The organism is Mycobacterium sp. E802 (assembly GCF_001666875.1).
GTDB lineage: Bacteria > Actinomycetota > Actinomycetes > Mycobacteriales > Mycobacteriaceae > Mycobacterium.
Genome location: NZ_LZJD01000008.1, coordinates 18,135 through 38,066, shown reverse-complemented (window position 1 = coordinate 38,066; position 19,932 = coordinate 18,135). Strand labels below are relative to the sequence as shown.

Below are 19,932 nucleotides of genomic sequence, written 5' to 3'. Positions count from 1 at the left end.
TGACTGATCCGCTAGATGCGGATGGCTTGTTCCGGGCAGCTGTCGACCGCTTCGGCGACCGCGCGCTCGAGTTCTGGCGGGATGTCGGCGGTGAGGGCCTCTGCGTAGCCGCCGTCGGTGAGCGTGAACACCTGCGGGCACAGCGCTGCGCATACTCCGTGTCCGCGGCAGAGATCATCGTCGACGACGGCCCTCATCGAGGCCCCTCCCCCACGTCGGCGGCAGGAGTCAGGGTCAGATGCAGATCGGTCAGACCGCGCAGGATGTACGTCGGCACATAGTCGTAGCGCCGGGCGTCGGCAGCTCCGTGCCTGGATTCGTCGATCTCGATGGCGCTGGTGGTCGCCAGCAGTCGCTGGATGACGACTTTCGCCTCGGCGCGGGCCAGCGGTGCACCGATGCAGCTGTGCACACCACGGCCGAAAGCGATGTGCCGCCGGGCATTGTGCCGATCCAGGTCGAAGACGTCGGGATTGTCGAACTGGCGCGGATCACGGTTGGCCGCACCGTAATGCACCATCACCACAGTGCCCGCGGGAATCTCGACGTCGCCGACGGTCGTGGTGTCACGGGCCAGCCGGAAATCTCCTCGAATCGGGCTTTCGAAACGCAGGGCCTCCTCGACGAAGTTGGGCACCCGATCGGGAGCGTCCCGGAGCTGCTGTTGAAGCTCCGGGTTTTCGGCCAAGATCTTCAAGGCCGAGGACAGGAGTCGGACCGTGGTCTCCTGGCCGGCCGAGAAGAGATTGGCCGCCACCCGCACCACGTCGATGACCTCCGGCGTCGATCCATCCGGGAAGGTGGCCTGCGCCATCTCGGTCATGACATCGCGGCGGGGATTGCGGCGCCGCTCGGCGATGTAGTCGCTGAACCGGGCGTAGAGGAACTCCAACGGAGCATGCGTCATCACGGCATCATCGGTACTGCCCAGCGAGTTGTCGCCGATCAGATGTTCGGTGAGTTCAGGGCGGTCCGATTCGGGGACGCCCAGCAGATCTGCAATGACCAGCAGCGCAAAAGGATTGGCGACCGTACCGAGAAACTCGCCGCCACCATCAGCCACGTAAGGCTGCAGCACCTGATCGGCCAGGCGCCACATGAACTCTTCGTTTTCTTTCAGGCGCTTGGGCGTGATCAGGCGGCTGAGTAATGAGCGGTGTCCCGTGTGTTTTGGCGGGTCAAACGATGGAAGTTGGTCGCTGAACGGCAACTCGTCGCGGTGCGCCTCGATCAATTTGCGCACTTCCGATGCGTCGAGACCGTCGAGCGGCACCGGGAATCCCGGAGTCGGCCCGGTGACCGTGTTGCACGACGAGAACGAGTCGTGGTCGCTGACCACCGCCAACGCCTCGTCGTAGCCCGTGACGATGACGACGTTCTTCGACGGCTCACGCAGGACCGGATTCGCGGTACGCATGCGCGCCAGCACCGGGTACGGATCCGCGACCAGTGCCGGATCGTGGAAAAAGTCGATGCCGTCGAGCGGGAACGGGTCGGCGGAAAAGTCCTGATGAGACGCGGTATCCAATGTCATCGGCTCTCCTGAGCTGAGCGGTGCCAGCTGACCAAACGTATAGCTGCTTACTGACCAAACGTACAGGAATACACTGTACGAATGGTCAGTCTAGGCGAAAATGTTAGGCACGCTACATTTCGGTCGCCATCGTGAAGGGTGCGGCTTCGGGCGCCGGTGGCACGACCCGGCAGAAGTTGATCGACGTCGCCATCGAGTTGTTCCGGCGCCACAGCGTCGCCGGCACCTCGCTGCAGATGATCTCCGACGAGCTGGGGCTGACGAAATCGGCTATCTACCACCACTTCCGCACCCGCGATGAGCTGCTGAACGCCATCATGGAACCCGTGATCGACGAGCTGGCCGAGCGCGTCGAGAACGCCGAAGCCCAGCGGGGTAACCGCGCCCAGGCCGAATCCATGCTCACCGGCTACGTGTCCCTGGCCGTGGCGCATCGGGACCTGTTCCCCATATTCACCGGCGACCCCGGCGTCGCGGAACTTCTACGCCAACAACCCCGATCAGCCGCCCTGGTCAAACGGCAAGCCGATCTGCTCGCCAGTGCCGAGCCCGGGGTCGGCGGCCAGGTCCGCGCCGCCGTCGTCATGGCCGGCATCTCGGCGGCCGTCGGCGTGGACTTCGCCGGCATCGACGATCGAGAGCTCTACGACCACCTGATCACGGCGGCCCGGCGCACGCTCGGCCTGCGCGCACCGCGCGAGGCAAATCTGAGTTCGCCCTCCTGAGTGCGGCGCGACCGCTTCGGCGGTGGCCACCGACGTGCGGTGCGGAATTCGATCGCCACGAAGTAGCACAAGCGCTATGTTCGCCGTATGGACAGCCTGGGGCTACGCGAGCTCAAACAACACGCCTCCGACCTCGTCCGCCGAGTCGAGGAAGGTGAGGAGTTCACCATCACCGTCGCTGGCCGACCCAGCGCCCGACTCGTGCCCGCTGCGCCCAGGACGTGGAGGAAGTGGACTGACATCACCGAACTGTTCCGCGGCCCGAACGACCCGGCCTGGAAACCGGACCGCGACACGATCTCCCATGAACCGCGCGACCGAGGGGAACTGCGTGAGGGCGTTCCTCGACACCAGCGTGGTCGTCGCCACTGACATCGGGCCCCTCGACGGAGAATTGGGTATCAGCGCAATCACCGTCGCCGAAATGCATTTCGGAGTTCTCGTGGCGAAAGATCAGGGAGTGCGCGCCGAACGGCTACGACGCCTACTAGCGCTACAACGCACCTTTGATGCGCTGCCCATCGACGAGGCGGTGGCAGTCAGTTACGGCCAGATAGCGGCCGCCGTCGTCAACGCCGGTCGCCAGCCGCGGGCACGGTCCATGGACCTACTCATAGCGGCCACCGCCCACGCACACCATGCCAGGCTCTATACCCGCAACCCGGACGACTTCACCGGCCTCGACCACCTCATCAAGATCGTTAACGTCTAAACGTCGCCGAAGGTGAGGGGCGCGTACCGCCCCACCCACGGCATGGCTTGCTCAAGCTGAGCCGCCAGCTTGAGCAGAAGCGATTCACCGGCAAGCGGTGCGACGAACTGGACACCGAGCGGCAATCCTTCTGTCGTCCAGTGCAGCGGCAGCGAGATCGCCGGGCGGCCAGTGATATTCGCCAGTTGCGTGTAGGGCACCCAGCCGAGATTCTTGTCCACCATGTCGTCGACGATCTTGGTGTAGCGCAACAGGCTTGCGGTGCGCGTCTTGATCAGCACGTCCGCGCCACGCTGCAGCGGGACCGGTAGATCGAACTCGCCGATTCGCGGTGGCAGGGTGGCCAGAGTGGGCGTCAGAAGCAGGTCGTACGACTCGAAGTACGTGCTCAGCCGCCGTGTGTGTTCGTGGCGCCGCTGCACCGCATCGAGATAGTCGACGCTGCTCGTGCCGCGCCCGATCGCCGCCATGATGAGCGTGTCCCGCTCGAAGGCGTCGTCACCCGCGCCGGTCAGCCGCTTGGCCTCGGCGAGTTCCCATGCGCTATAGACGAACCAGGTCAACAGGAAGTCCCGGGCCAGCGCGGCGTCGTCAAAGGGTGCTTGCGGCAGTTCCTCGACATGGTGGCCCAACTCGGTCAGCGCGGCAGCCGTCGCCTCGACAGCCGCGAACGCTTCGCGGTGGGGTGTCGGGTTGATCGCCGTCGGCACCCGCAGCCCGATCCGCAACTTCCCGGGATCCGCCCCCACGCACGACGCAAAAGACTCATCGGGCACGCGCGGCACGTAGGGTCCGAAGGGCTCGCCGCCGCTGAGCACATCGAGCATCCCGGCCGTGTCGCGCACTGTCCGGGAGACGACGCCTTGAACCGCCGCGCCGTGCATGGATTCTCCGACGACCGGGCCTGAGGGGGTGAGCCCGCGGCCCGGTTTCAGCCCGACAAGGCCACAGCTGCCCGCCGGGATACGGATCGATCCGCCACCGTCGTTGGCGCCGGCGCAGGGCACGATGCCGGCGGCGACGGCGGCCGCCGACCCGCCCGAGCTTCCGCCCGGTGACCTCGCCAGATCCCAGGGATTGCGGGTCGGTCCCCAGGCGTCGGGCTCGGTGATGCCCTTCGCTCCGAACTCGGGAGTGTTGGTCTTCCCGAAGATGACCAGGCCCGCGTCGAGCCAGCGCTGTACGACGGTGGCGTGCTCGGCGGCGTTCAGCGACATCAGCGCGAGGGAGCCGGCCGAGGTGGGCAAGCCCGCATAGTCCTGCGCGAGATCTTTGATCAGGAACGGGACGCCGGCGAACGGGCCGGTCAGATCATCCGACGGGGACGCTGGGACGTCCCGCACGATGGCGTTGATCTTCGGATTCACCGCCGCGGCCCGCTCCCGGGCGGTGGCGAGCAGCTCAGCCGCCGAAACCTGCTTGTCAGCAACCAGTTTCGCCAAGGAGGTGGCGTCGTGGGTCCGGTACTCGTCGAAGTCCATCCCACGACGGTAGACCGAGGTGACGCTGCGCGGTGGGCCACACCTGGGCCCACCTGCCTACAGTGAGGAATGCTGCTGATCACCGGACCGTCGGGCAACGTCGGATACGAGCTGGTGGAACAGCTCAACCGTCGGCCGGACCTGTCCTGGCGCGTGGCCAGCAGGCACCCCGATGAGCTGAAGGCGAGATTGAGCGGTGGGTCGGCAGAGGTCGTCGCCCTGGACTTCTTCGACCGCTCCACCTGGGACCGCGCACTGGCCGGTGTCGACTGTCTGTTCCTGTTGTTCCCGCTTCCCGGCAACCGAGCCGCACGGGACGCGATCATCCCGTTCATCGCCGCGGCCGAGAAGGCCGGATGCCGGCACGTCGTGTACGTGTCGGTGTTCGGCGCTGACCGCGCCCGGTTCATCCCGCACTACAAAGTCGAGAAGGCCTTGCGGGAAAGCACACTCACGTGGACGGTGCTGCGGTGCAGTTTCTTCATGCAGAACCTGCACCGGCAGATCTCCACCCACGGCGAGGACATCGTCGCGCACGGCGAACTGTTGATTCCCGCCGGCCGGGGGCGCACCACCTTCATCGATGCCCGGGACGCCGCCGAGGTCGCAGCGAAAGTCCTCGCCGACCCGCAGAAGCACGTCGATACCGTCTATCACCTCACCGGCCCCGCGGCGTTGACCATGGACGACGTGGCTGCGACGCTGACCGCCGAGTTGGGCTTCAAGGTCACCTACACCCGACCGGGGCTGATTCGTTTCGTCCACCGCCTGCGCAGGCGTGGAGTCGGTTGGGACACAATGGGTTTCATGTGTGCGGTGTACACCCTGACGCGGTTGGGTGCGAACCAGCCGTTGACTGACGACGTCCGTCGGTTGCTGGGCAGGGCGCCACGCACCTTGACCGAGTTCGTCCGCGACAACGCCTGGCGCTGGCGGGAGCGAGCCTGGACTTAGCGCTAAGTGTCGCTCTTACAACCGGATAGCGACACTTAGGTGATTAAGTGTCGCCATTATGGACCCATGGCGACACTTGCGCCGCTCAGCTACGAGACGCTGCACTGGGCTCCGAGCCTGGAAAGCAGCTACTCCAGGTCCTCTCACCGGGGCGGGCATTGTCGTCGAGTTCACCGACCGCGCACGTGATCGTGCCTGGCGCGCACCTGAAATCCTGGATGCGCTCGACGCTTTCGCCGAACGCGCCGGACGACGCGGGTGAACACAGGGCACGGACACGCGGCCGCCTCGACCTACTGCCGGTCAGCTCTGCTCCGACCACTTCCGGTTGAGGAACTCCACTTGGTCGATGTGGTCCTCAGCCCAAGCCCGGATCTGCGCCAACGGCACCGCCGCGCTTCGGCCGAGTTCGGACAGGGTGTACTCGACGCGCGGAGGCACCTCGGCATAGACGGTGCGCTCCACCAGCGAGGCCGCCTCCAGTCGGCGCAGCGTCTGGGTCAGCATTTTCGCGCCCACCCCGGGCAGCACGGCCTGCAACTCCGAGAATCGCACGAGGCCTCGCTCATCGAGCATCCCGATGACCAGAGCCGACCATTTGTTGGAGATCAGGTCCAACAGCGCCCGGCACGGACAGTTCTCGGCATAAACGTTGTGCTCGTCGTGACGCCCGGTCGGGCACGGTCTGGCCACATCGGCTCCTTCTGCTCAGATGGATGAAACCACCTCCGACCGGCAATGCTTCCCGCAAGGACAGTAGGCGGCCTTGCGGGAAACCGGCACCGCACTCCTACCATCACCGCGAACACACCGACAGGGAGAGCCGATGCAGATCGACAACCGAGACACCGCCGTGCTGTTCATCGACCCGCAGATCGATGTGCTGAGCCCACTTGGACGCAACTGGGCGGTGCTGGGTGACAGCGTCACCGAGAACGGGACGGTGGCGCACATGATCGAGATCTTCGAGGCCGCCCGGAAGCGCGACGTCACCGTGGTGATCTCGCCGCACTACTTCTATCCCGCCGATCACAGCTGGAAGTTCAACGGCCCGTTGGAATCCGCGGAGTTTGCGTCGGGTACCTTCGCCCGCACCGGCCCTCTGACACTCGACGGCTTTGCCGGTTCCGGCGCCGACTGGCTGCCCGAATTCCGGGACTTCATCGAGGATGGGAGGACGGTGGTCTGCAGTCCGCACAAGGTGTTCGGATCGCAGACCAATGACGTGGCCCTACAGATGCGCAAGCGCGGCATCAGCAGGGTGATCCTGGGCGGAATGCTGGCCAACATGTGCGTCGAATCGCATCTGCGCGACCTGCTCGAGCAGGGCTTCGAGGTCGCCGTCGTCGCCGACGCTACGGCGGGGCCGCGTCATCCCGAATGGGGCGATGGATACGCCGCGGCGATGATCAACTACCGCTACCTCGCCCATGCGGTGCTCAGCACCGCCGACGTCGTGGCAGCGATGGCATGAGCCGGCCGCTCCGGGTGGGCCATATCGCGCTGTCGTTTCACGACGCCGCCGCGGAGCAGGTCGAGCTGCTACTGCGTTCGCACGGCCACGACATCGAGCGTCACAGTGCTCCGCACGAGGAGATGTTCACCGCGCTGGGTCGAGGTGAGGTCGACATTCTGGTAGCTGCGTGGCTGCCATTCAGCCACGGGCGGTATGCGGCTGCCCTGGGTCCTGACGTACGCCCGGTGACCGTGCTTTATGAGCCCTATCCGATCTGGGGCGTACCGGACTACGTGCCGGCCACGGTGGCTTCCATCGCCGACCTGCTGGCACCGCCAGCGCTGCAGCACATGGAGCGGTTGATCCAGGGCATGGCACCGGGCGCCGGAATCAGCGAGATGTCGCCGCGGGCCGTGCGTGAGTACGGATTAGACAGTGCTGGTTACCATTTCGAGCACGGTACCGAAGATGCCTGCATTCGCCGTTTCGTAGATGCGCTCGACCAACAGCGCTGGGTGGTAATGCCGTTCTGGCATCCGCAGGGACTGCATCTGCACCACCGGATCCGGCGGTTGCAGGACCCGTTGATGATTCTTGGTGCCACCGACAATGCCACCGTGCTGGTGCGCCGGGACGCCGAGGAGTTGATCGGTGCCGCGGCCCTGGCCGACCTCGCCCAGTTGTACCTGGGCAACGCCTTGGTCGCCAACCTCGACGACAAGGTGCGCCGCCGCACCTCGACCCCTTATACCGACTTCAGCCGCTGACCTGACTTGGAGAACCGATGCCCACTATGAGCGCTGTCGGCTCGTTCGCCGGACTACCGATCGATGACCCGGACGCCTTGTGCGACATCGAGATCGCGAGACCCGAATTGCGACCACACGATGTGCTGGTGCGGGTGCACGCAGTATCGGTCAACCCGGTAGACATCAAACGCCGCCAAAGCCTGCAACCCTCGGCCGCACCGACCATCCTCGGTTTCGATGCCGCCGGCACGGTCGCGGCGGTCGGCGCCGAGGTGGACGTCCTCAGCGTCGGTGACGAGGTCTGGTACGCCGGCGACGTCACGCGGCCGGGTACCAACGCCGAATACCACGCGGTCGACGAGCGCCTGGTGGGGCGCAAGCCCACGACGCTCTCTTTCACCGAGGCTGCGGCGATGCCGCTGACCACCATCACGGCATGGGAGACGTTGTTCGAGCGCTTCGGGCTCGGCGCCGACTCCACCGGGGATCTGCTGATCCTGGGTGCGGCCGGTGGCGTCGGCTCGGCCATGATCCAACTCGCCAAGGCACGCACCAAGGCTCGGGTGATCGCCACCGCCAGCCGAGACGAGTCGCGGGAGTGGTGCCGGGCACTCGGCGCCGATGTGGTGGTCGATCATCACCAGTTGCGCGATCAGGTGCTGAAGGTGGCACCCGACGGTATCGACTACCTGTTCTCCCCGCACTCGCAGGGCAATGTGCAGACCTACGCCGACATTGTGCGTCCATTCGGCCACATCACCGCCATCGATGAACCCGAGGGCCTCGATCTGTTGCCACTGAAGGCGAAAAGCATTGCTTGGCACTGGGAATTGATGTTCACCCGATCGATGTTCGACCACGACATGATCGCCCAGCAACGGCTGCTCACCGACGCCGCGGCCATGGCGGACGCCGGGTTGCTGCGTAGCACCCTGACGACTGCGATCGACCACTTCGACGCCGCCGGATTCCGGCAGGCCCACCGGCTCGTAGAGTCCGGTTCCATGGTGGGCAAGATCGTCGTCCACCGTTCCTGATCCAGATGCGGAGAGCACGTGAGCACTGAGCTGGATGTCGACCTCGCGGTCATCGGTTTCGGCAAAGGCGGTAAGACGTTGGCCGCGACGCTGGCGAAGCTGGGCCGTCGGGTCGTACTGATCGAACAGTCTGCGGCGATGTACGGCGGCACCTGCATCAACATCGGTTGCGTACCAACTAAGTCCATGGTGTACCGCGCAGAGATGTTGTCCGGCGTTGACCCACACCCGAGCGAGTACGCCGCGGCCGTGGCCGCCACCGCCGATATCACCGCCGAACTGCGGGCCATCAACTACGCCATGCTAGAGAATCTCGATACCGCCACGGTGCTCACCGGGCACGCCCGGTTTCTCGATCCGCATCGACTGGCCGTGAAACTAACCGACGGCAGCACGGTCACCGTGACCGCACGCTGGATCGTCATCGGTACCGGCTCACAGCCGGTACTGCCCGACATCCCGGGGCTGGTGGACTCGCCGATCGTGTACACCAGCACTGATCTACTTGCTCGCCGGCAGCTTCCGGAACACCTGGTGGTGCTCGGCGGCGGGTATGTGGGCCTGGAGTTCGCCGGCATGTACGCCGCCTACGGATCGGCGGTGACGGTACTGGAACGCAGCACGCGATTGTTGACCCGAGAAGACGCCGATGTCGCTGACTGCACCGCCGAAATCCTCTCCTCCGGTGGCGTTTCCGTTATCACCGACGCCCAGGTCAGCTCGGTGACCGATGACGGCGTCGAATACCGGGGCGCCGGTGCAACTCATCGCGTGGCGGCCGACGCGGTGCTAGTGGCATTAGGCCGTGAGGCGGTGACCAATGGCCTCGACCTAGATGCGGCCGGGGTGGTGACCACCGACCGCGGCGCGGTGGCCGTAGACGAGCACCTCCGTACCAGCCAGCCGCATATTTTCGCCGTCGGCGATGTCAATGGCGGACCGCAGTTCACCTACATCTCGCTCGACGACTGCCGCGTGGTGCTATCCCAATTGACCGGCAGCGGATCCCGTAGCACCGCAACACGATCCGCGGTGCCCTACGCGTTGTTCACCACGCCACCGCTGGCCCGGGTGGGGATGACGGCTACCGCGGCAGAGGCCGCCGGACACCAGATCAAGGTGGCATCGCTGCGGGTGCAGGACATGGCTACTATGCCGCGGGCCCGCATCGTGTCGCAGACCGCCGGGATGATGAAGGTAGTGGTCGACGCCAACACTGACCGTATTCTGGGTGCGGCGTTGCTCTGCCACGACGCGCACGAGGTGATCAACACTGTCGCTCTGGCTATCCGATACGGCATCACCGCGACCGAACTCCGTGACTCGATCTTTACCCATCCGTCCATGACCGAGGGCTTCAACCAGTTGCTCGGCGCCCTGTAGACCGCAGCCAGATAGTCGGCCGCCGTCGCGCCGCCGCTGTAGGTTGCATAACTCCGTGTCATATCGCGATGCCCTGACCTGCATCTTCCTCCGACTGCATCGGGTTTGGCGAACGGGTTTTTGCAATCTGGATGGCGAATCCGAGAACGCGTCGTCGGTGCACGCATCCGACTCCGCAGCAGGCCTTCCGGGTACTTGCCGTAACTGCCGGAGCACCGCGATCCCAGGGGCTCGCCCACGCGCCATCACACCGGCCACACTCGGTGCGACCCAGCTGTCGTCCGCATGACAGTCCAAAGTCAAGCTCGATGACATATCCCCAACCCACGCACGCGGATTGGGAAGGCCTTTGACGTCTGATTCGCGGTGCCCTGCAATCAGACACCGAAACAGAACCCCATTGGGTCCTGCAATATTCTCCAGGAGTGCCTGACAACACCGCCCCGAACGAGTCTGAATCTGCGGCCGAGGGCAAGGACCACGAATGGACGAAGGCCGCCACGGTGCTCATCTCCACAATTGCCTTGTGTGCCACAATCTCGTCCGCCGTGGCGGCATGGCAATCGTGGAGGACCGCGCGAGCGTCAGAGTCGGTCGCGCGCGACAGCGTCCGGATCGCAGACCAGGCCTTATCCGTTTCGGGCGCACTACCTAGAGTCGAGAACAGCCTATCGCTGACTGGCGGCTGCGAACCAACCTCTGCTCTCACCGCAAAGGTGACGGTGCATAATTCGGGCCACCTCGCAACCGAAATAGATCGGATTGAACTCAGCGTGGACTACACATCGCACATCATCGTCGGGCAGGGCCTAGGCGGCGGAGGTGGTCCTTGGGAGCCGGCAACAATTGCCCACTTGACCGACGTCAATATGACACTGCCGCCGCTGAATTCAGTCACCGTCCCATTACCTATCAACTGCGACGAGCTTAGCCACGTCGTGCGCAGGTTGGATGCGGCTACTGACCTGGTGGACCTCATCAGCGGCAAGAACGTCACCATCGGCGATCCCAACCGCTTTCTGCAGAGCGTGCGGGGCACGGTCTATCTCAACGTCGATTTTGGCACCGGCGCCGGATCACGGCAACAGATCACCAGCGCGGCAATCGGATAAATTCACAGGGCACCGCGCCCGTACATACACCCCGCCGCTTGTTGATCGGGTGCTACAAAAGCGGCCAGGAAAGGTCTGAGTTCAGGAGCGCTCCTTGTTCTACACGCCGCCACAAATATTTACGCAAACATCAGAGATGTCGGACCCCGACGGTAGAATTTGCATTCGAAGGTGATAGCGGATGGGCGCACGCTGCAGCCCGGCATAAACCCAATTCCGCATACAGCCCACGCGGTGTCGGCTCGCACATCGACGGGGTGTTCCCGACCTGGCGCATCTCATGGTCGCTCACGTCGCTAAGAGCCTTCGGTGTTCCGAATTCAACAACCTTGCAGGAGCATGATGGAGACACTCGATACCGAGTTCGCCCAAGCGGTACGCAATGTCAGCATCCATGGGGACAAGCGCGACCGCGCTATCGCCGCCCACACCGAGGTGCGTGAACTACTCGAGGCCGACGCCGAGCTGAAAGGGTGGGGCATCGACACCCGGCTCATCGGCTCCTACGCTCGCTTGACCGCACGGTATCCGGGCAAGGACGTCGATGTCTTCCTGCGCTTCACCGGACTATCAGTGCGCCACAGCCCCGAGAAGATCTACAACGCCGTCGAGCGCGTTCTCGTCGACGAATACGGCGTGAAGGGCGAAGATCTGGGCGGGCGTATCACGCGTCAGGCACGGTCGCTCAAGATCGACTTCCCTGAGCCCGAAGGCCATTTCAGCGACGACGCGTTCGCCATCGACGCGGTGCCAGCCGTGCCCTGGGGTGAGCACTGGGCCATCCCCAACCGCGATCGCGACCAGTGGAACAACGACGAGGGCCGCTGGATCAAGACCAATCCCGTGCAGTTCGCTACGGATACAGATGCACTGGCCACGGCCTCGTCGAGTCCGACGATCGGGGGGGAAAACGCCTACCGGCACATCGTGCGGTTGCTGCGCCAGGTCCGTCACTTCCATCTCGGTGGCCAGCGCCCCGGAGGCCTGTTTGTCGAGATTGCCGCGTACTACGTCTGGAAGGAGCAGCTTGTCAGCGGAACCACTCACGCCGAGCTTCTGACCTCCACGATGCAACATGTCGGTGCCAGGTTGATCGACTGTGCCGACGACGGTCTGCCCGACCCTGTGCTCGGCACACCACTCAAGCCAGACCTGGATCCGTGGCAGTGGAGGTCGGCCGGGCAGACGTTCGAGCGTCTGGCCGGCGAGGCCCGCACAGCGCTCGATTCGGAACGGTGCCGCGCGGCCAAGCTGTGGCGCGACATCTTGGGCACCAACGACCGCGGGCAAGTCCTTCCGCTGCCCGACGGGTGTGACGCGGCAGGATTTCCGATCGGGGCCGTCACTGCGGTGGGGGCACTGGGTAGCAATCAGCCGCGTGGCTTCGCCACACCCGACTCGTGGCTCGAGGCTCGCCGCTGAGCTGACTGGTGCACACCTACGACGACGCCGCATTTGATCGATTCTGCTCGGACCTGGTCAACGCGGGGTTCTCGGCCAACGGCGACCAGGATCAGCCGTGCTGGGCGGGACCAATTCGACCGAGTCTGCGCGGCCACACCGACGCCACCCGTATGCGGATCCAGTTCTATTCCGGGTGGCCGCTGCGCTACGCCCACGTGGTTGTTCCCGGCCTGCGCACCGGCCACGCCTCCCAAGGCACCATCTGCCTGTGGGCCGAAGACGACCCGGCCCAGATCGATGGCATTACACTACAAGGACTTTGGGACCGCCTTGACCAGTGGGCCGCTGCAGCCCGGGACGGCTTTAACCCCGAGGACCGCGCGCTCGACGCGCACTATCTCTACGACGAGCGCAGCGACTACCGAGCCGAACTGCCCCTGCAGGACCTGATCGCTGGTGGCACCCCCGGGTACACCGCCGAGGTATTCGGCACCCTGCAGGGGACATCGCTGCTCATCGGCGCCGGCAACCCACCCGACCCTCGCAACATCGGCAAACCGGTACTGACTGGCGCCTTTTATCTGCGCGACCATCTAGCCGATCCTCCGCGCACACTCGACGACGTGCGGGCAGCACTGAGTCGACGCCAGCGCAGGAACCTCGACCGTGGACTGACCGCGCGATCCGACACGGCGTTCCCGGAGCCAAGCGGTGGCCACGATTTCATCGTTTTGGCTTGGCCCCGCCATGATGCTGACCACGACGCCATCGTGGTCAGCCTGTCCGGCCTCGGCGACACCCTGTGCACGAGGGCACTGGCGGCTACCCCCAACGACGTACCGGCGCTGCGCCGGCGCGCAGGCGCCGATGCCGATCTGCTCGCCAACAAGACGGTCCTGATCGCCGGCGCGGGATCGGTCGGCGGGCATGTCGCGGTCGCCGTTGCCGCTAGCGGCGTCGGCACCCTCTACGTGTACGACAGTGACTTTCTCACCAGCACCAACGTTGTTCGCCACGTGGGCACACGCCACTTCGTGGGTTACCCCAAAACCGTCGCTGTCAGGGCCGTCGTCGAGCAGCATGCCCCGTGGACCTCGGTGACCGGCCATGATGACTTGCCCTACGACCCCGTCCGGTTGCGCGCCACCATCAGTGGAGTCGATGTGGTCATCGATTGCACCGGGGTCTTGCCGCTGACCGCTGCGCTCGCTGACGTATGTGGGCGCCGCGGCGTCCCGCTCATCGTGGGAGCCCTTTTCCACCACGGCGCGCTGGCGCGGGTGCAGCGGCAATCCGAGGGCGACACCCCGATCGCGGCCCGGGTCGACGACCCACGCTACGTCGCACTTCCACCCGATACCGAGGCTGTCTGTCCGGCTCACCCGGGTTTCCTGGAACTTGGATGCACTGCGCCAGTGAACAATGCCCCGCCCATCGCGGTGCTCACCGCTGCGGCCGATACCGCTGCCGCCGCCATTGATCAGCTCACCGCTCGGCGGCAACGACCGGACGAACGCATCACGGTGCTCAGCCCGATGAACCCACCATTTGACCGCGCCGGCATCGTCGATCCCGACGACACACCAGCGCCGGAGTACAAGTGAACACCAGCACGCGACTGTGGATCACGGAGTCTGCCCGCGCCGCCATGGCAACCGCTGCCGCACAGGCACACCCGGACGAAACGGGCGGCATCCTGATCGGTGTCTACCTTGACGGGCACCCGTGGGTGATCACTGCCATCGAAATCCCCACCACCGACCGCGGCCGATCCCACTACCGCATCCCCGGCGGCGCCGACCACCCCGCCGTGCTCAGGGCACGCATGGCTGATCACCGGCTCGGATACCTCGGCGACTGGCACAGCCACCCCGACGACGTCGGCCCCAGTCGCACCGACCTCGCGTCGCTGGCCCGGATCTCGATGACCAAGCCCCGGCACCCCAACCCCACCCAAATCGTGCTCCGCAGAACCCAACACGGATACACCCTCGATGCCCGACGCATCGTCTCCCTGATCCCCCGCGCCTGCACCGTCACACTGACGGGCGGACTTCCCGGGCCGACACCTCACACCACCCACCGCGATCCAGGAACAAACGCCCCCACCACGGACCCCCCAGGAGACCCTGCATGACCGGCAACGAAATGCCCAGCGCCACCGGCGTCCGCATCACCGGCGACGAATACCAGTGGCTGCACGTCTGGCGGGCGTGCATGGAAGCGCTGCACCACCACCTGACCAAGAACACCACCAATCCCACGATCGCCATTGGTGTCGAAGAACCAGGCGTCGGCAACGGCGACGACGTCGTGCGCTACCGGGTACGGCCTCCGCACGTGTACACACAGGTCAAATACGCCACCGACAACCGCACATCAGTTGGGCTGACCTACCTGGACGACAAAGGCATCATCAAAAAGCTGGCAGCCACACACAAAATTCTTACCGCCAACGGTGATCCGGTCGAATTGCGGTTGGCCACCAACCGCCCGCACGACCCCAACGATGTGCTGCTCAAGGATCGCGACGGACGTGACAGCCGATTGGTACCCCGCGCCGCCCAAGATGGGCCGAAGTCAGCGCGCGGAAAAGCGCGGACAGCGTGGGCAACAGCCGCGGGCACCAACGAAGCCGCGCTGATGGCCCTGCTCGACGACCTTCACTTCGATATCGCCTATGAACTCAAGCGCCTGCACGACGACGTCGCCCTGCTGATGGCCGCCAACGGCCTGCGGTCGGACGACAATGCTGTCGACCAGAGCACGAAGTGGGTCTCCCAGCAGGTCGTCGCCGGGCACCGCCGACTCACCCTGGCAGACATCAACGACGCCGTTGCCACGCTAGATCTGCACGCCGGCTCGCCATGGACCACCGTGTCAATCGCGACCATCAAACACGACGACCTCGCCGACCAAGCTACCGTCAGCATCGATTGGGTCAACCGCATCGCCGGAGAAAAACCCTCGCACCGCGTGACCCCCGCCGCACCGCATACATGGACTGAACTCGCAGCTGAGATCGCCACCGTGCCAGCACAACTCGGAAGTTCTGGCCGCATTCTGGTGACCGGGCACATGCGCCAAGCAACCGGTTTCCTGCTCGGCGTTGAACTACCGCGCGTCCTGCGCTACGAGGTCGGAATCCGCCAAGGCGACCAGCTGTGGACCAGTGATGTTGCCACCGAGCCTTTCGATCTCGATGTGACCGAACAGCCCGTCGGGCGCGGCAATGACACCGCACTCATCGTCAACGTGTCCACCAACGGGGCCAGCCAGGCGACCGAGTGGATACTCCAAAACGCGTTGCCCGTCAACACGATCCTGACCGCCACCCCAGCGACTGGAACCTGTCCCAGTGCCGTGACCACACCCGCGGCAGCCAACAGCCTCGCCGTCGCCATCCGAGATCTCGCGCGCAACCACGCCAGCTCCGAGAGACTGCATCTGTTCCTTATCGGCCCGCTCGGTCTGGCCGTACTGATGGGACACCATTGGAATCGTGTCCCGACGACACTCGTGTACGAACACCTCGGCCCGCAAGGGTACGAGCATGCCTTCACTGTGGACACGTAGCACGGTCCCTGAGGCATGCCACCGAAACAGTGTCAGGCGGTACTCGAGCAGGAAGCTAAGGTGATGCGCCGCGCGGTTGGCTATCTGTCGCGGTATGCCAACCCATAATGATGTACCCGCTGGTCCTCGACCTTGCCGATGACGGTGTGGCCGTCACGGTGACCTGCCGGGTCCTGGGATTCTTCACCCAGGCGTTCTACAAGTGGCGCAAAGCGCCCCTGTCGCAGCGTGAATGGGACGACGCGCACCTGATCAATGCAGCCCGCGACATCCACGCCGATAACCCCGCATTCGGGTACCGATTCATCGCCGACGAACTTCCTGGGCGCGGGATCATCGCTGGCGAAAATCGGGTTGCACGGGCTGTGTTCCCAGGAACGGATCTGATCGATCTTCGCCAAGCAAGCGCGGACTGAACCGCCGATCCGGGCCGCCCATCCATGACGACCTCGTGCAACGTCAGTTCAGCGCCCAAGCTCCCAATCAGGTCTGGCTGGCCGACATCACCGAGCACCGCACCGACGAAGGCAAGCTCTACCTCTGCGCCATCGACGACGTCTACTCCAACCGGATTGTCGGCTACTCGATCGACTGCCGAATGAAGTCTTCGTTGGCTGTGGCGGCGCTGGACCACCCTGTGGCGCTGCGCTCACCGGTCGAGACGATCGTCCACTCCGACAGAGGTAGTCAGTTTCGAACGCGAAAGTTCGTCCACGCACTGTCGCACAACGGATTACACGGGTCTATGGGACGCGTCGGCGCCTGCGGAGACAAAGCGGCCATGGAGTCGTTCTTAGCGCTTCTGCAGCGCAGCGTCCTGGACCGACGGCGCTGGACAACCCGAGCCGAACTCCGGCTGGCGATCGTGTTCTGGATCGAGCGGACCTACCACCGACGCCGGCGCCAACGCGCACTCGGCAGACTCACCCCGATAGAGTTCGAACTGCTCCACACACCGGTCGCAACCGCGGCCTGAAATCCATAACCCGCGAGTCAACTGAACCCGGGGCAGTCCCTTTCGGTGCGGCGGACCACTCGCGACCGGGATGATACGCACACTGTAGGCATCAGTGGCCCCGCCGAAGACTCACTGGACCAGCTGGAAGCGTGATGCGCCGGCTGCATCAACGATCGCTGGAGCGGTTAGTTCTCCGATGCGGTCTGTCGAATCGAGGTGATATGGGCCGGGCACAGAATGCCGATGGCATAGGACACAACATAATTGGCTGCCTGCTCATCATTCGGGAGGACCTCGGATTTCACCGCAGCCATAACGCCTCTGTACGTCAACCCGCGCGCCACTTGGTCGCAGAGACGGTATCCACACCCGATCGCGTCATTGCCGGGAAAAGTGAAGTGTCGCCTGACAATAACGTTGTAGGTGTATTCGACTTCTGGCGCTGGGACCGCGTCAGCCAGTGGGGCCGCAACCATGCTGACTCAACCCAATGCCAGAAGAGTAGTCATGGCGGCGGTCACTCCTGACCGGCCGCGCCTTATTGAGGCGTCGGCGCTGCACCTGCGTACTTTAGAAATCCTCATCGCGACGGAACCGGTCCAGCCGCCTTGATCGGCGCGGTTTGCGCCTCAGATCGGCTATGGGATGGCACGGCGTCCAGATCGTCGAGGATCGCGGCCTGCGCAGCGGGCGGCAGGGTGTGCAGGATCTCGCGCACACGAGCCTGACGACGGGCCACGGCCTTGCGCTCGGGCATACCGGGAGTGGCCATCAGCTGCGGCGGCACACCCTCGATCTCCTCGACACCGCCGTCGTGCTGGCCGGCCTCGATCATGGCCTGCTCAGCGGCCGCGGTCGCCTCGTCCTTCTCCTCCGACATACCGATCGGCCCGATACGGCGACCGTTGAGGAACTGCTTGACCACCGGCTCCTCGCTGGTCAGCAGCACCTCGCGAGGGCCGAACATGACCAACTGCTTGCGGAACAGCATGCCGATGTTGTCGGGCACGGTCCGGGCGATGTTGATGTTGTGCGTCACGATCAGCACCGTGGCGTCGATCTGGGCGTTGATGTCGATCAGCAGCTGGGACAGGTAAGCGGTACGGACCGGGTCCAGACCCGAGTCCGGCTCGTCGCACAAGATGATCTTCGGGTCGAGCACGAGGGCGCGGGCCAGGCCGGCGCGCTTGCGCATACCGCCGGAGATCTCACCGGGGAACTTGTGTCCGTCATTGGGCATACCGACCAGGTCGAGCTTCTCCATGACGATGCTGCGGATTTCGCTCTCGCTCTTCTTGGTGTGCTCGCGCAGCGGGAAGGCGGTGTTGTCATAGATGTTCATCGAGCCGAACAGCGCGCCGTCCTGGAACAGCACACCGAACAGGGTGCGGATCTCGTAGAGCTCTTTGGCCGAGCATTCAAGGATGTTGGTGCCGTCGATGACGATCGAGCCGCGCTCGGGGCGCAGCAGGCCGATCAGGGACTTCAGGAACACCGATTTACCGGTACCCGACGGGCCCAGCAACACGCTGACCTCGCCCTCGGGAACCGTCAATGTGACGTCTTCCCAAATCTTCGACGATCCAAAAGATTTCGTCAGGTTAGTAACGTCGATTTGGACGCCCATGATTTGAAACCTTATCTGTGAGTGTCGCGGTGGCGATGGTGATTTATACGCAGCCGGCAGCGCATGGATCGGGCGGTGGCATGTTCTCGGGCGGGGGTGCGGCCCGGTCAGCGGGGGGTTGGTTCTGCGTGAGGTCCACGTTGTGTTCCAGCTCTGGCAGCATCGGCACGAAACGGCAGAACAGGCTGAACGCGAGTTGGCACGGGTCTGTAATTGGGTCGGCGGCCGCTGGCACGGCCCCGACGTACGGAGCAGCGGCCAGCATTGTCGCCCCGGCGAGCAGGGAGAATGGGCGTCGTACGTACCGCCGCTTCGCGTTCATTGCGGTGATCCAAGGGCTGCTGCGAGGTCCCCGGACAGGGCACCCAGCTGCTGTGCCCAGTTGCTCCAGTCGTGTTGGCCGCCGGCTGGAAAGTCGAAATGTCCGTTGTGACCGCCGAGGGAGCGGTAGTGCGAATAGAAGGTGCGGTTGCTGCCCTGGGCCTGGGCACAGTCGTTGATCATCGCCACCGGATCACTGCACGTGGTGGTCTGCGGACTGAAGATCCACAGCCGGGTGTTGTTGTCCACCAATAGCTGGGCGTGCACATCGGGGTCGTGCCACTTCCACCGGCCGAACTGCGCCGGACCCCACATATTGGGCGTGTCCACTCCGCCATACTGCGCCATCCCGGCGGTGATCGCGCCGTTCTCGAAGGTGCGCGACGGGGTCAGAAACCCGGACAGTGAACCCGCATAACGGAACCGGTCGGGGTGAAAGGTGGCCAGCGTCAGCGCGCCCGTGCCACCCTGGGCAGCGCCCACGACACCATGCCCGCTGGGCTGCAGGCCCTTGTTCGCGGCCAGCCAGTTCGGCAGCTCAGTGGCCAGGAAAGATTCCCACTGCTTACTGCCGTCCTGCTCCCAGTTGGTGTACAGGCTCCAGGCACCGCCTGCCGGTGCGGCCACCGAAATGCCCTTTCCTGCCAGCGTTTTCATCGCGTCTCCTGCGGTCACCCAATTACTGACGTCGGGGGCGGCGTTGAATGCATCGAGCAGGAACACCGCGTGCGGGCCGTTGCCCTGGAATGCGACCGGGATGTCACGGCCCATGGCTGCCGACGGGACCATCAGGTACTCGACGTTATCGGCCCTGGCTTTCACCGCGTGCCAGAGGCTAAGGGCCACGATGAGGATCAGCGGAATGCGCATCATTCTGAGTGCCATGCGAACCGGTGAGTTCAT

The 19,932-nt window shown here is 64.6% G+C and carries 20 protein-coding genes and 2 pseudogenes; 15 read left to right on the top strand and 7 right to left on the bottom strand.

Annotated features, from left to right (window positions below; translation table 11 throughout):
- Positions 1 to 11 precede the first annotated feature (11 nt).
- The gene (locus tag A5699_RS01265; RefSeq protein ID WP_067764209.1) at positions 12 to 197 is read right to left on the bottom strand and encodes a ferredoxin; all 186 of its coding nucleotides are present in this window, start codon (positions 195 to 197) and stop codon (positions 12 to 14) included.
- On the bottom strand, positions 194 to 1,534 hold the full coding sequence (locus A5699_RS01260) for a cytochrome P450 (RefSeq protein ID WP_067764206.1): 1,341 nt from the start codon (positions 1,532 to 1,534) through the stop codon (positions 194 to 196). The genes A5699_RS01265 and A5699_RS01260 overlap by 4 nt, the downstream gene beginning before the upstream one ends.
- Before the next feature lie 131 nt (positions 1,535 to 1,665).
- Between A5699_RS01260 and A5699_RS01255 the strand changes: the two genes are divergently transcribed.
- The 3 genes from A5699_RS01255 to A5699_RS01250 all read left to right on the top strand — a co-directional run bounded on the left by A5699_RS01255 (position 1,666) and on the right by A5699_RS01250 (position 2,971).
- Entirely contained in the window at positions 1,666 to 2,259 is a 594-nt protein-coding gene (locus A5699_RS01255; protein ID WP_067764203.1) for a TetR/AcrR family transcriptional regulator, read from the top strand.
- An 87-nt stretch (positions 2,260 to 2,346) separates the two neighbouring features.
- Complete coding sequence (locus A5699_RS28290) at positions 2,347 to 2,631, top strand: type II toxin-antitoxin system Phd/YefM family antitoxin (protein WP_082957516.1); 285 nt, start codon at positions 2,347 to 2,349, stop codon at positions 2,629 to 2,631.
- Positions 2,591 to 2,971: a type II toxin-antitoxin system VapC family toxin gene (locus A5699_RS01250; RefSeq protein WP_082957515.1), complete on the top strand. Its 381-nt coding sequence runs from the start codon at positions 2,591 to 2,593 to the stop codon at positions 2,969 to 2,971. Before A5699_RS28290 ends, A5699_RS01250 begins: the two co-directional genes overlap by 41 nt.
- Here the strand turns inward: A5699_RS01250 and A5699_RS01245 are convergent.
- Positions 2,968 to 4,452 (bottom strand): amidase, encoded by a 1,485-nt coding sequence (locus A5699_RS01245; protein WP_067764197.1) that lies wholly within the window; start codon positions 4,450 to 4,452, stop codon positions 2,968 to 2,970. The two genes, A5699_RS01250 and A5699_RS01245, sit on opposite strands and share 4 nt — an antisense overlap.
- A gap of 69 nt (positions 4,453 to 4,521) precedes the next feature.
- On the opposite strand from A5699_RS01245, the gene A5699_RS01240 reads away from it, so the two are divergent.
- Positions 4,522 to 5,406 carry an NmrA family NAD(P)-binding protein gene (locus A5699_RS01240; RefSeq protein ID WP_067764194.1) on the top strand — a complete coding sequence of 295 codons (885 nt, stop codon included), beginning with the start codon at positions 4,522 to 4,524 and terminating at the stop codon, positions 5,404 to 5,406.
- A gap of 139 nt (positions 5,407 to 5,545) precedes the next feature.
- Positions 5,546 to 5,668 (top strand): annotated as a pseudogene (locus A5699_RS29750) (Fic family protein); the annotation flags it as partial.
- 41 nt (positions 5,669 to 5,709) lie between these two features.
- On the opposite strand, the gene A5699_RS01235 reads toward A5699_RS29750, so the two are convergent.
- Entirely contained in the window at positions 5,710 to 6,099 is a 390-nt protein-coding gene (locus A5699_RS01235) for a helix-turn-helix domain-containing protein (protein ID WP_067764191.1), read from the bottom strand.
- Positions 6,100 to 6,232: 133 nt separating this feature from the next.
- On the opposite strand from A5699_RS01235, the gene A5699_RS01230 reads away from it, so the two are divergent.
- The 10 genes and pseudogenes from A5699_RS01230 to A5699_RS01190 all read left to right on the top strand — a co-directional run.
- The gene (locus A5699_RS01230) at positions 6,233 to 6,880 is read left to right on the top strand and encodes an isochorismatase family protein (RefSeq protein WP_067764187.1); all 648 of its coding nucleotides are present in this window, start codon (positions 6,233 to 6,235) and stop codon (positions 6,878 to 6,880) included.
- On the top strand, positions 6,877 to 7,629 hold the full coding sequence (locus tag A5699_RS01225; protein ID WP_067764184.1) for a glycine betaine ABC transporter substrate-binding protein: 753 nt from the start codon (positions 6,877 to 6,879) through the stop codon (positions 7,627 to 7,629). Before A5699_RS01230 ends, A5699_RS01225 begins: the two co-directional genes overlap by 4 nt.
- Positions 7,630 to 7,646: 17 nt before the next feature.
- A complete protein-coding gene (locus A5699_RS01220) occupies positions 7,647 to 8,648 on the top strand; it encodes a zinc-binding alcohol dehydrogenase family protein (RefSeq protein ID WP_067764181.1) in 1,002 nt (333 codons plus the stop codon).
- A gap of 18 nt (positions 8,649 to 8,666) precedes the next feature.
- The gene (locus A5699_RS01215) at positions 8,667 to 10,031 is read left to right on the top strand and encodes an FAD-dependent oxidoreductase (protein WP_067764179.1); all 1,365 of its coding nucleotides are present in this window, start codon (positions 8,667 to 8,669) and stop codon (positions 10,029 to 10,031) included.
- 425 nt (positions 10,032 to 10,456) lie between these two features.
- Positions 10,457 to 11,143, top strand: coding sequence for a hypothetical protein (locus A5699_RS28885; RefSeq protein ID WP_131722210.1), 687 nt, complete (start codon positions 10,457 to 10,459; stop codon positions 11,141 to 11,143).
- 342 nt (positions 11,144 to 11,485) lie between these two features.
- Complete coding sequence (locus tag A5699_RS01210; protein ID WP_102133895.1) at positions 11,486 to 12,565, top strand: nucleotidyltransferase; 1,080 nt, start codon at positions 11,486 to 11,488, stop codon at positions 12,563 to 12,565.
- Positions 12,566 to 12,573: 8 nt separating this feature from the next.
- On the top strand, positions 12,574 to 14,151 hold the full coding sequence (locus A5699_RS01205; RefSeq protein ID WP_003881545.1) for a ThiF family adenylyltransferase: 1,578 nt from the start codon (positions 12,574 to 12,576) through the stop codon (positions 14,149 to 14,151).
- Positions 14,148 to 14,684 (top strand): Mov34/MPN/PAD-1 family protein, encoded by a 537-nt coding sequence (locus A5699_RS01200; RefSeq protein WP_003881546.1) that lies wholly within the window; start codon positions 14,148 to 14,150, stop codon positions 14,682 to 14,684. Before A5699_RS01205 ends, A5699_RS01200 begins: the two co-directional genes overlap by 4 nt.
- Positions 14,681 to 16,123, top strand: a complete 1,443-nt coding sequence (locus A5699_RS01195) for an SAVED domain-containing protein (protein WP_067764176.1) — start codon at positions 14,681 to 14,683, stop codon at positions 16,121 to 16,123. The genes A5699_RS01200 and A5699_RS01195 overlap by 4 nt, the downstream gene beginning before the upstream one ends.
- A 39-nt stretch (positions 16,124 to 16,162) precedes the next feature.
- A pseudogene (locus tag A5699_RS01190) lies at positions 16,163 to 17,099 on the top strand (IS3 family transposase); the annotation flags it as partial.
- Positions 17,100 to 17,266: 167 nt separating this feature from the next.
- Here the strand turns inward: A5699_RS01190 and A5699_RS01185 are convergent.
- The 3 genes from A5699_RS01185 to A5699_RS01175 all read right to left on the bottom strand — a co-directional run bounded on the left by A5699_RS01185 (position 17,267) and on the right by A5699_RS01175 (position 19,899).
- A complete protein-coding gene (locus A5699_RS01185) occupies positions 17,267 to 17,557 on the bottom strand; it encodes a DUF732 domain-containing protein (RefSeq protein WP_080596733.1) in 291 nt (96 codons plus the stop codon).
- 104 nt (positions 17,558 to 17,661) lie between these two features.
- Positions 17,662 to 18,708 (bottom strand): ABC transporter ATP-binding protein, encoded by a 1,047-nt coding sequence (locus A5699_RS01180; RefSeq protein WP_067764173.1) that lies wholly within the window; start codon positions 18,706 to 18,708, stop codon positions 17,662 to 17,664.
- Between the two features lie 318 nt (positions 18,709 to 19,026).
- A complete protein-coding gene (locus A5699_RS01175; RefSeq protein WP_369806641.1) occupies positions 19,027 to 19,899 on the bottom strand; it encodes an alpha/beta hydrolase-fold protein in 873 nt (290 codons plus the stop codon).
- Positions 19,900 to 19,932: the final 33 nt, after the last annotated feature.

Excerpts from the sequence above, each read along its gene's own strand:
- A5699_RS01175 (WP_369806641.1), bottom strand. The coding sequence starts at position 19,899 with ATGCGCATTCCGCTGATCCTCATCGTGGCCCTTAGCCTCTGGCACGCG.
- A5699_RS01265 (WP_067764209.1), bottom strand. The coding sequence starts at position 197 with ATGAGGGCCGTCGTCGACGATGATCTCTGCCGCGGACACGGAGTATGC.
- A5699_RS01185 (WP_080596733.1), bottom strand. The coding sequence starts at position 17,557 with ATGGTTGCGGCCCCACTGGCTGACGCGGTCCCAGCGCCAGAAGTCGAA.
- A5699_RS01225 (WP_067764184.1), top strand. The coding sequence starts at position 6,877 with ATGAGCCGGCCGCTCCGGGTGGGCCATATCGCGCTGTCGTTTCACGAC.
- A5699_RS01240 (WP_067764194.1), top strand. The coding sequence starts at position 4,522 with ATGCTGCTGATCACCGGACCGTCGGGCAACGTCGGATACGAGCTGGTG.
- A5699_RS01220 (WP_067764181.1), top strand. The coding sequence starts at position 7,647 with ATGCCCACTATGAGCGCTGTCGGCTCGTTCGCCGGACTACCGATCGAT.
- A5699_RS01260 (WP_067764206.1), bottom strand. The coding sequence starts at position 1,534 with ATGACATTGGATACCGCGTCTCATCAGGACTTTTCCGCCGACCCGTTC.
- A5699_RS01230 (WP_067764187.1), top strand. The coding sequence starts at position 6,233 with ATGCAGATCGACAACCGAGACACCGCCGTGCTGTTCATCGACCCGCAG.
- A5699_RS01195 (WP_067764176.1), top strand. The coding sequence starts at position 14,681 with ATGACCGGCAACGAAATGCCCAGCGCCACCGGCGTCCGCATCACCGGC.
- A5699_RS01245 (WP_067764197.1), bottom strand. The coding sequence starts at position 4,452 with ATGGACTTCGACGAGTACCGGACCCACGACGCCACCTCCTTGGCGAAA.
- A5699_RS28290 (WP_082957516.1), top strand. The coding sequence starts at position 2,347 with ATGGACAGCCTGGGGCTACGCGAGCTCAAACAACACGCCTCCGACCTC.
- A5699_RS01210 (WP_102133895.1), top strand. The coding sequence starts at position 11,486 with ATGGAGACACTCGATACCGAGTTCGCCCAAGCGGTACGCAATGTCAGC.
- A5699_RS01180 (WP_067764173.1), bottom strand. The coding sequence starts at position 18,708 with ATGGGCGTCCAAATCGACGTTACTAACCTGACGAAATCTTTTGGATCG.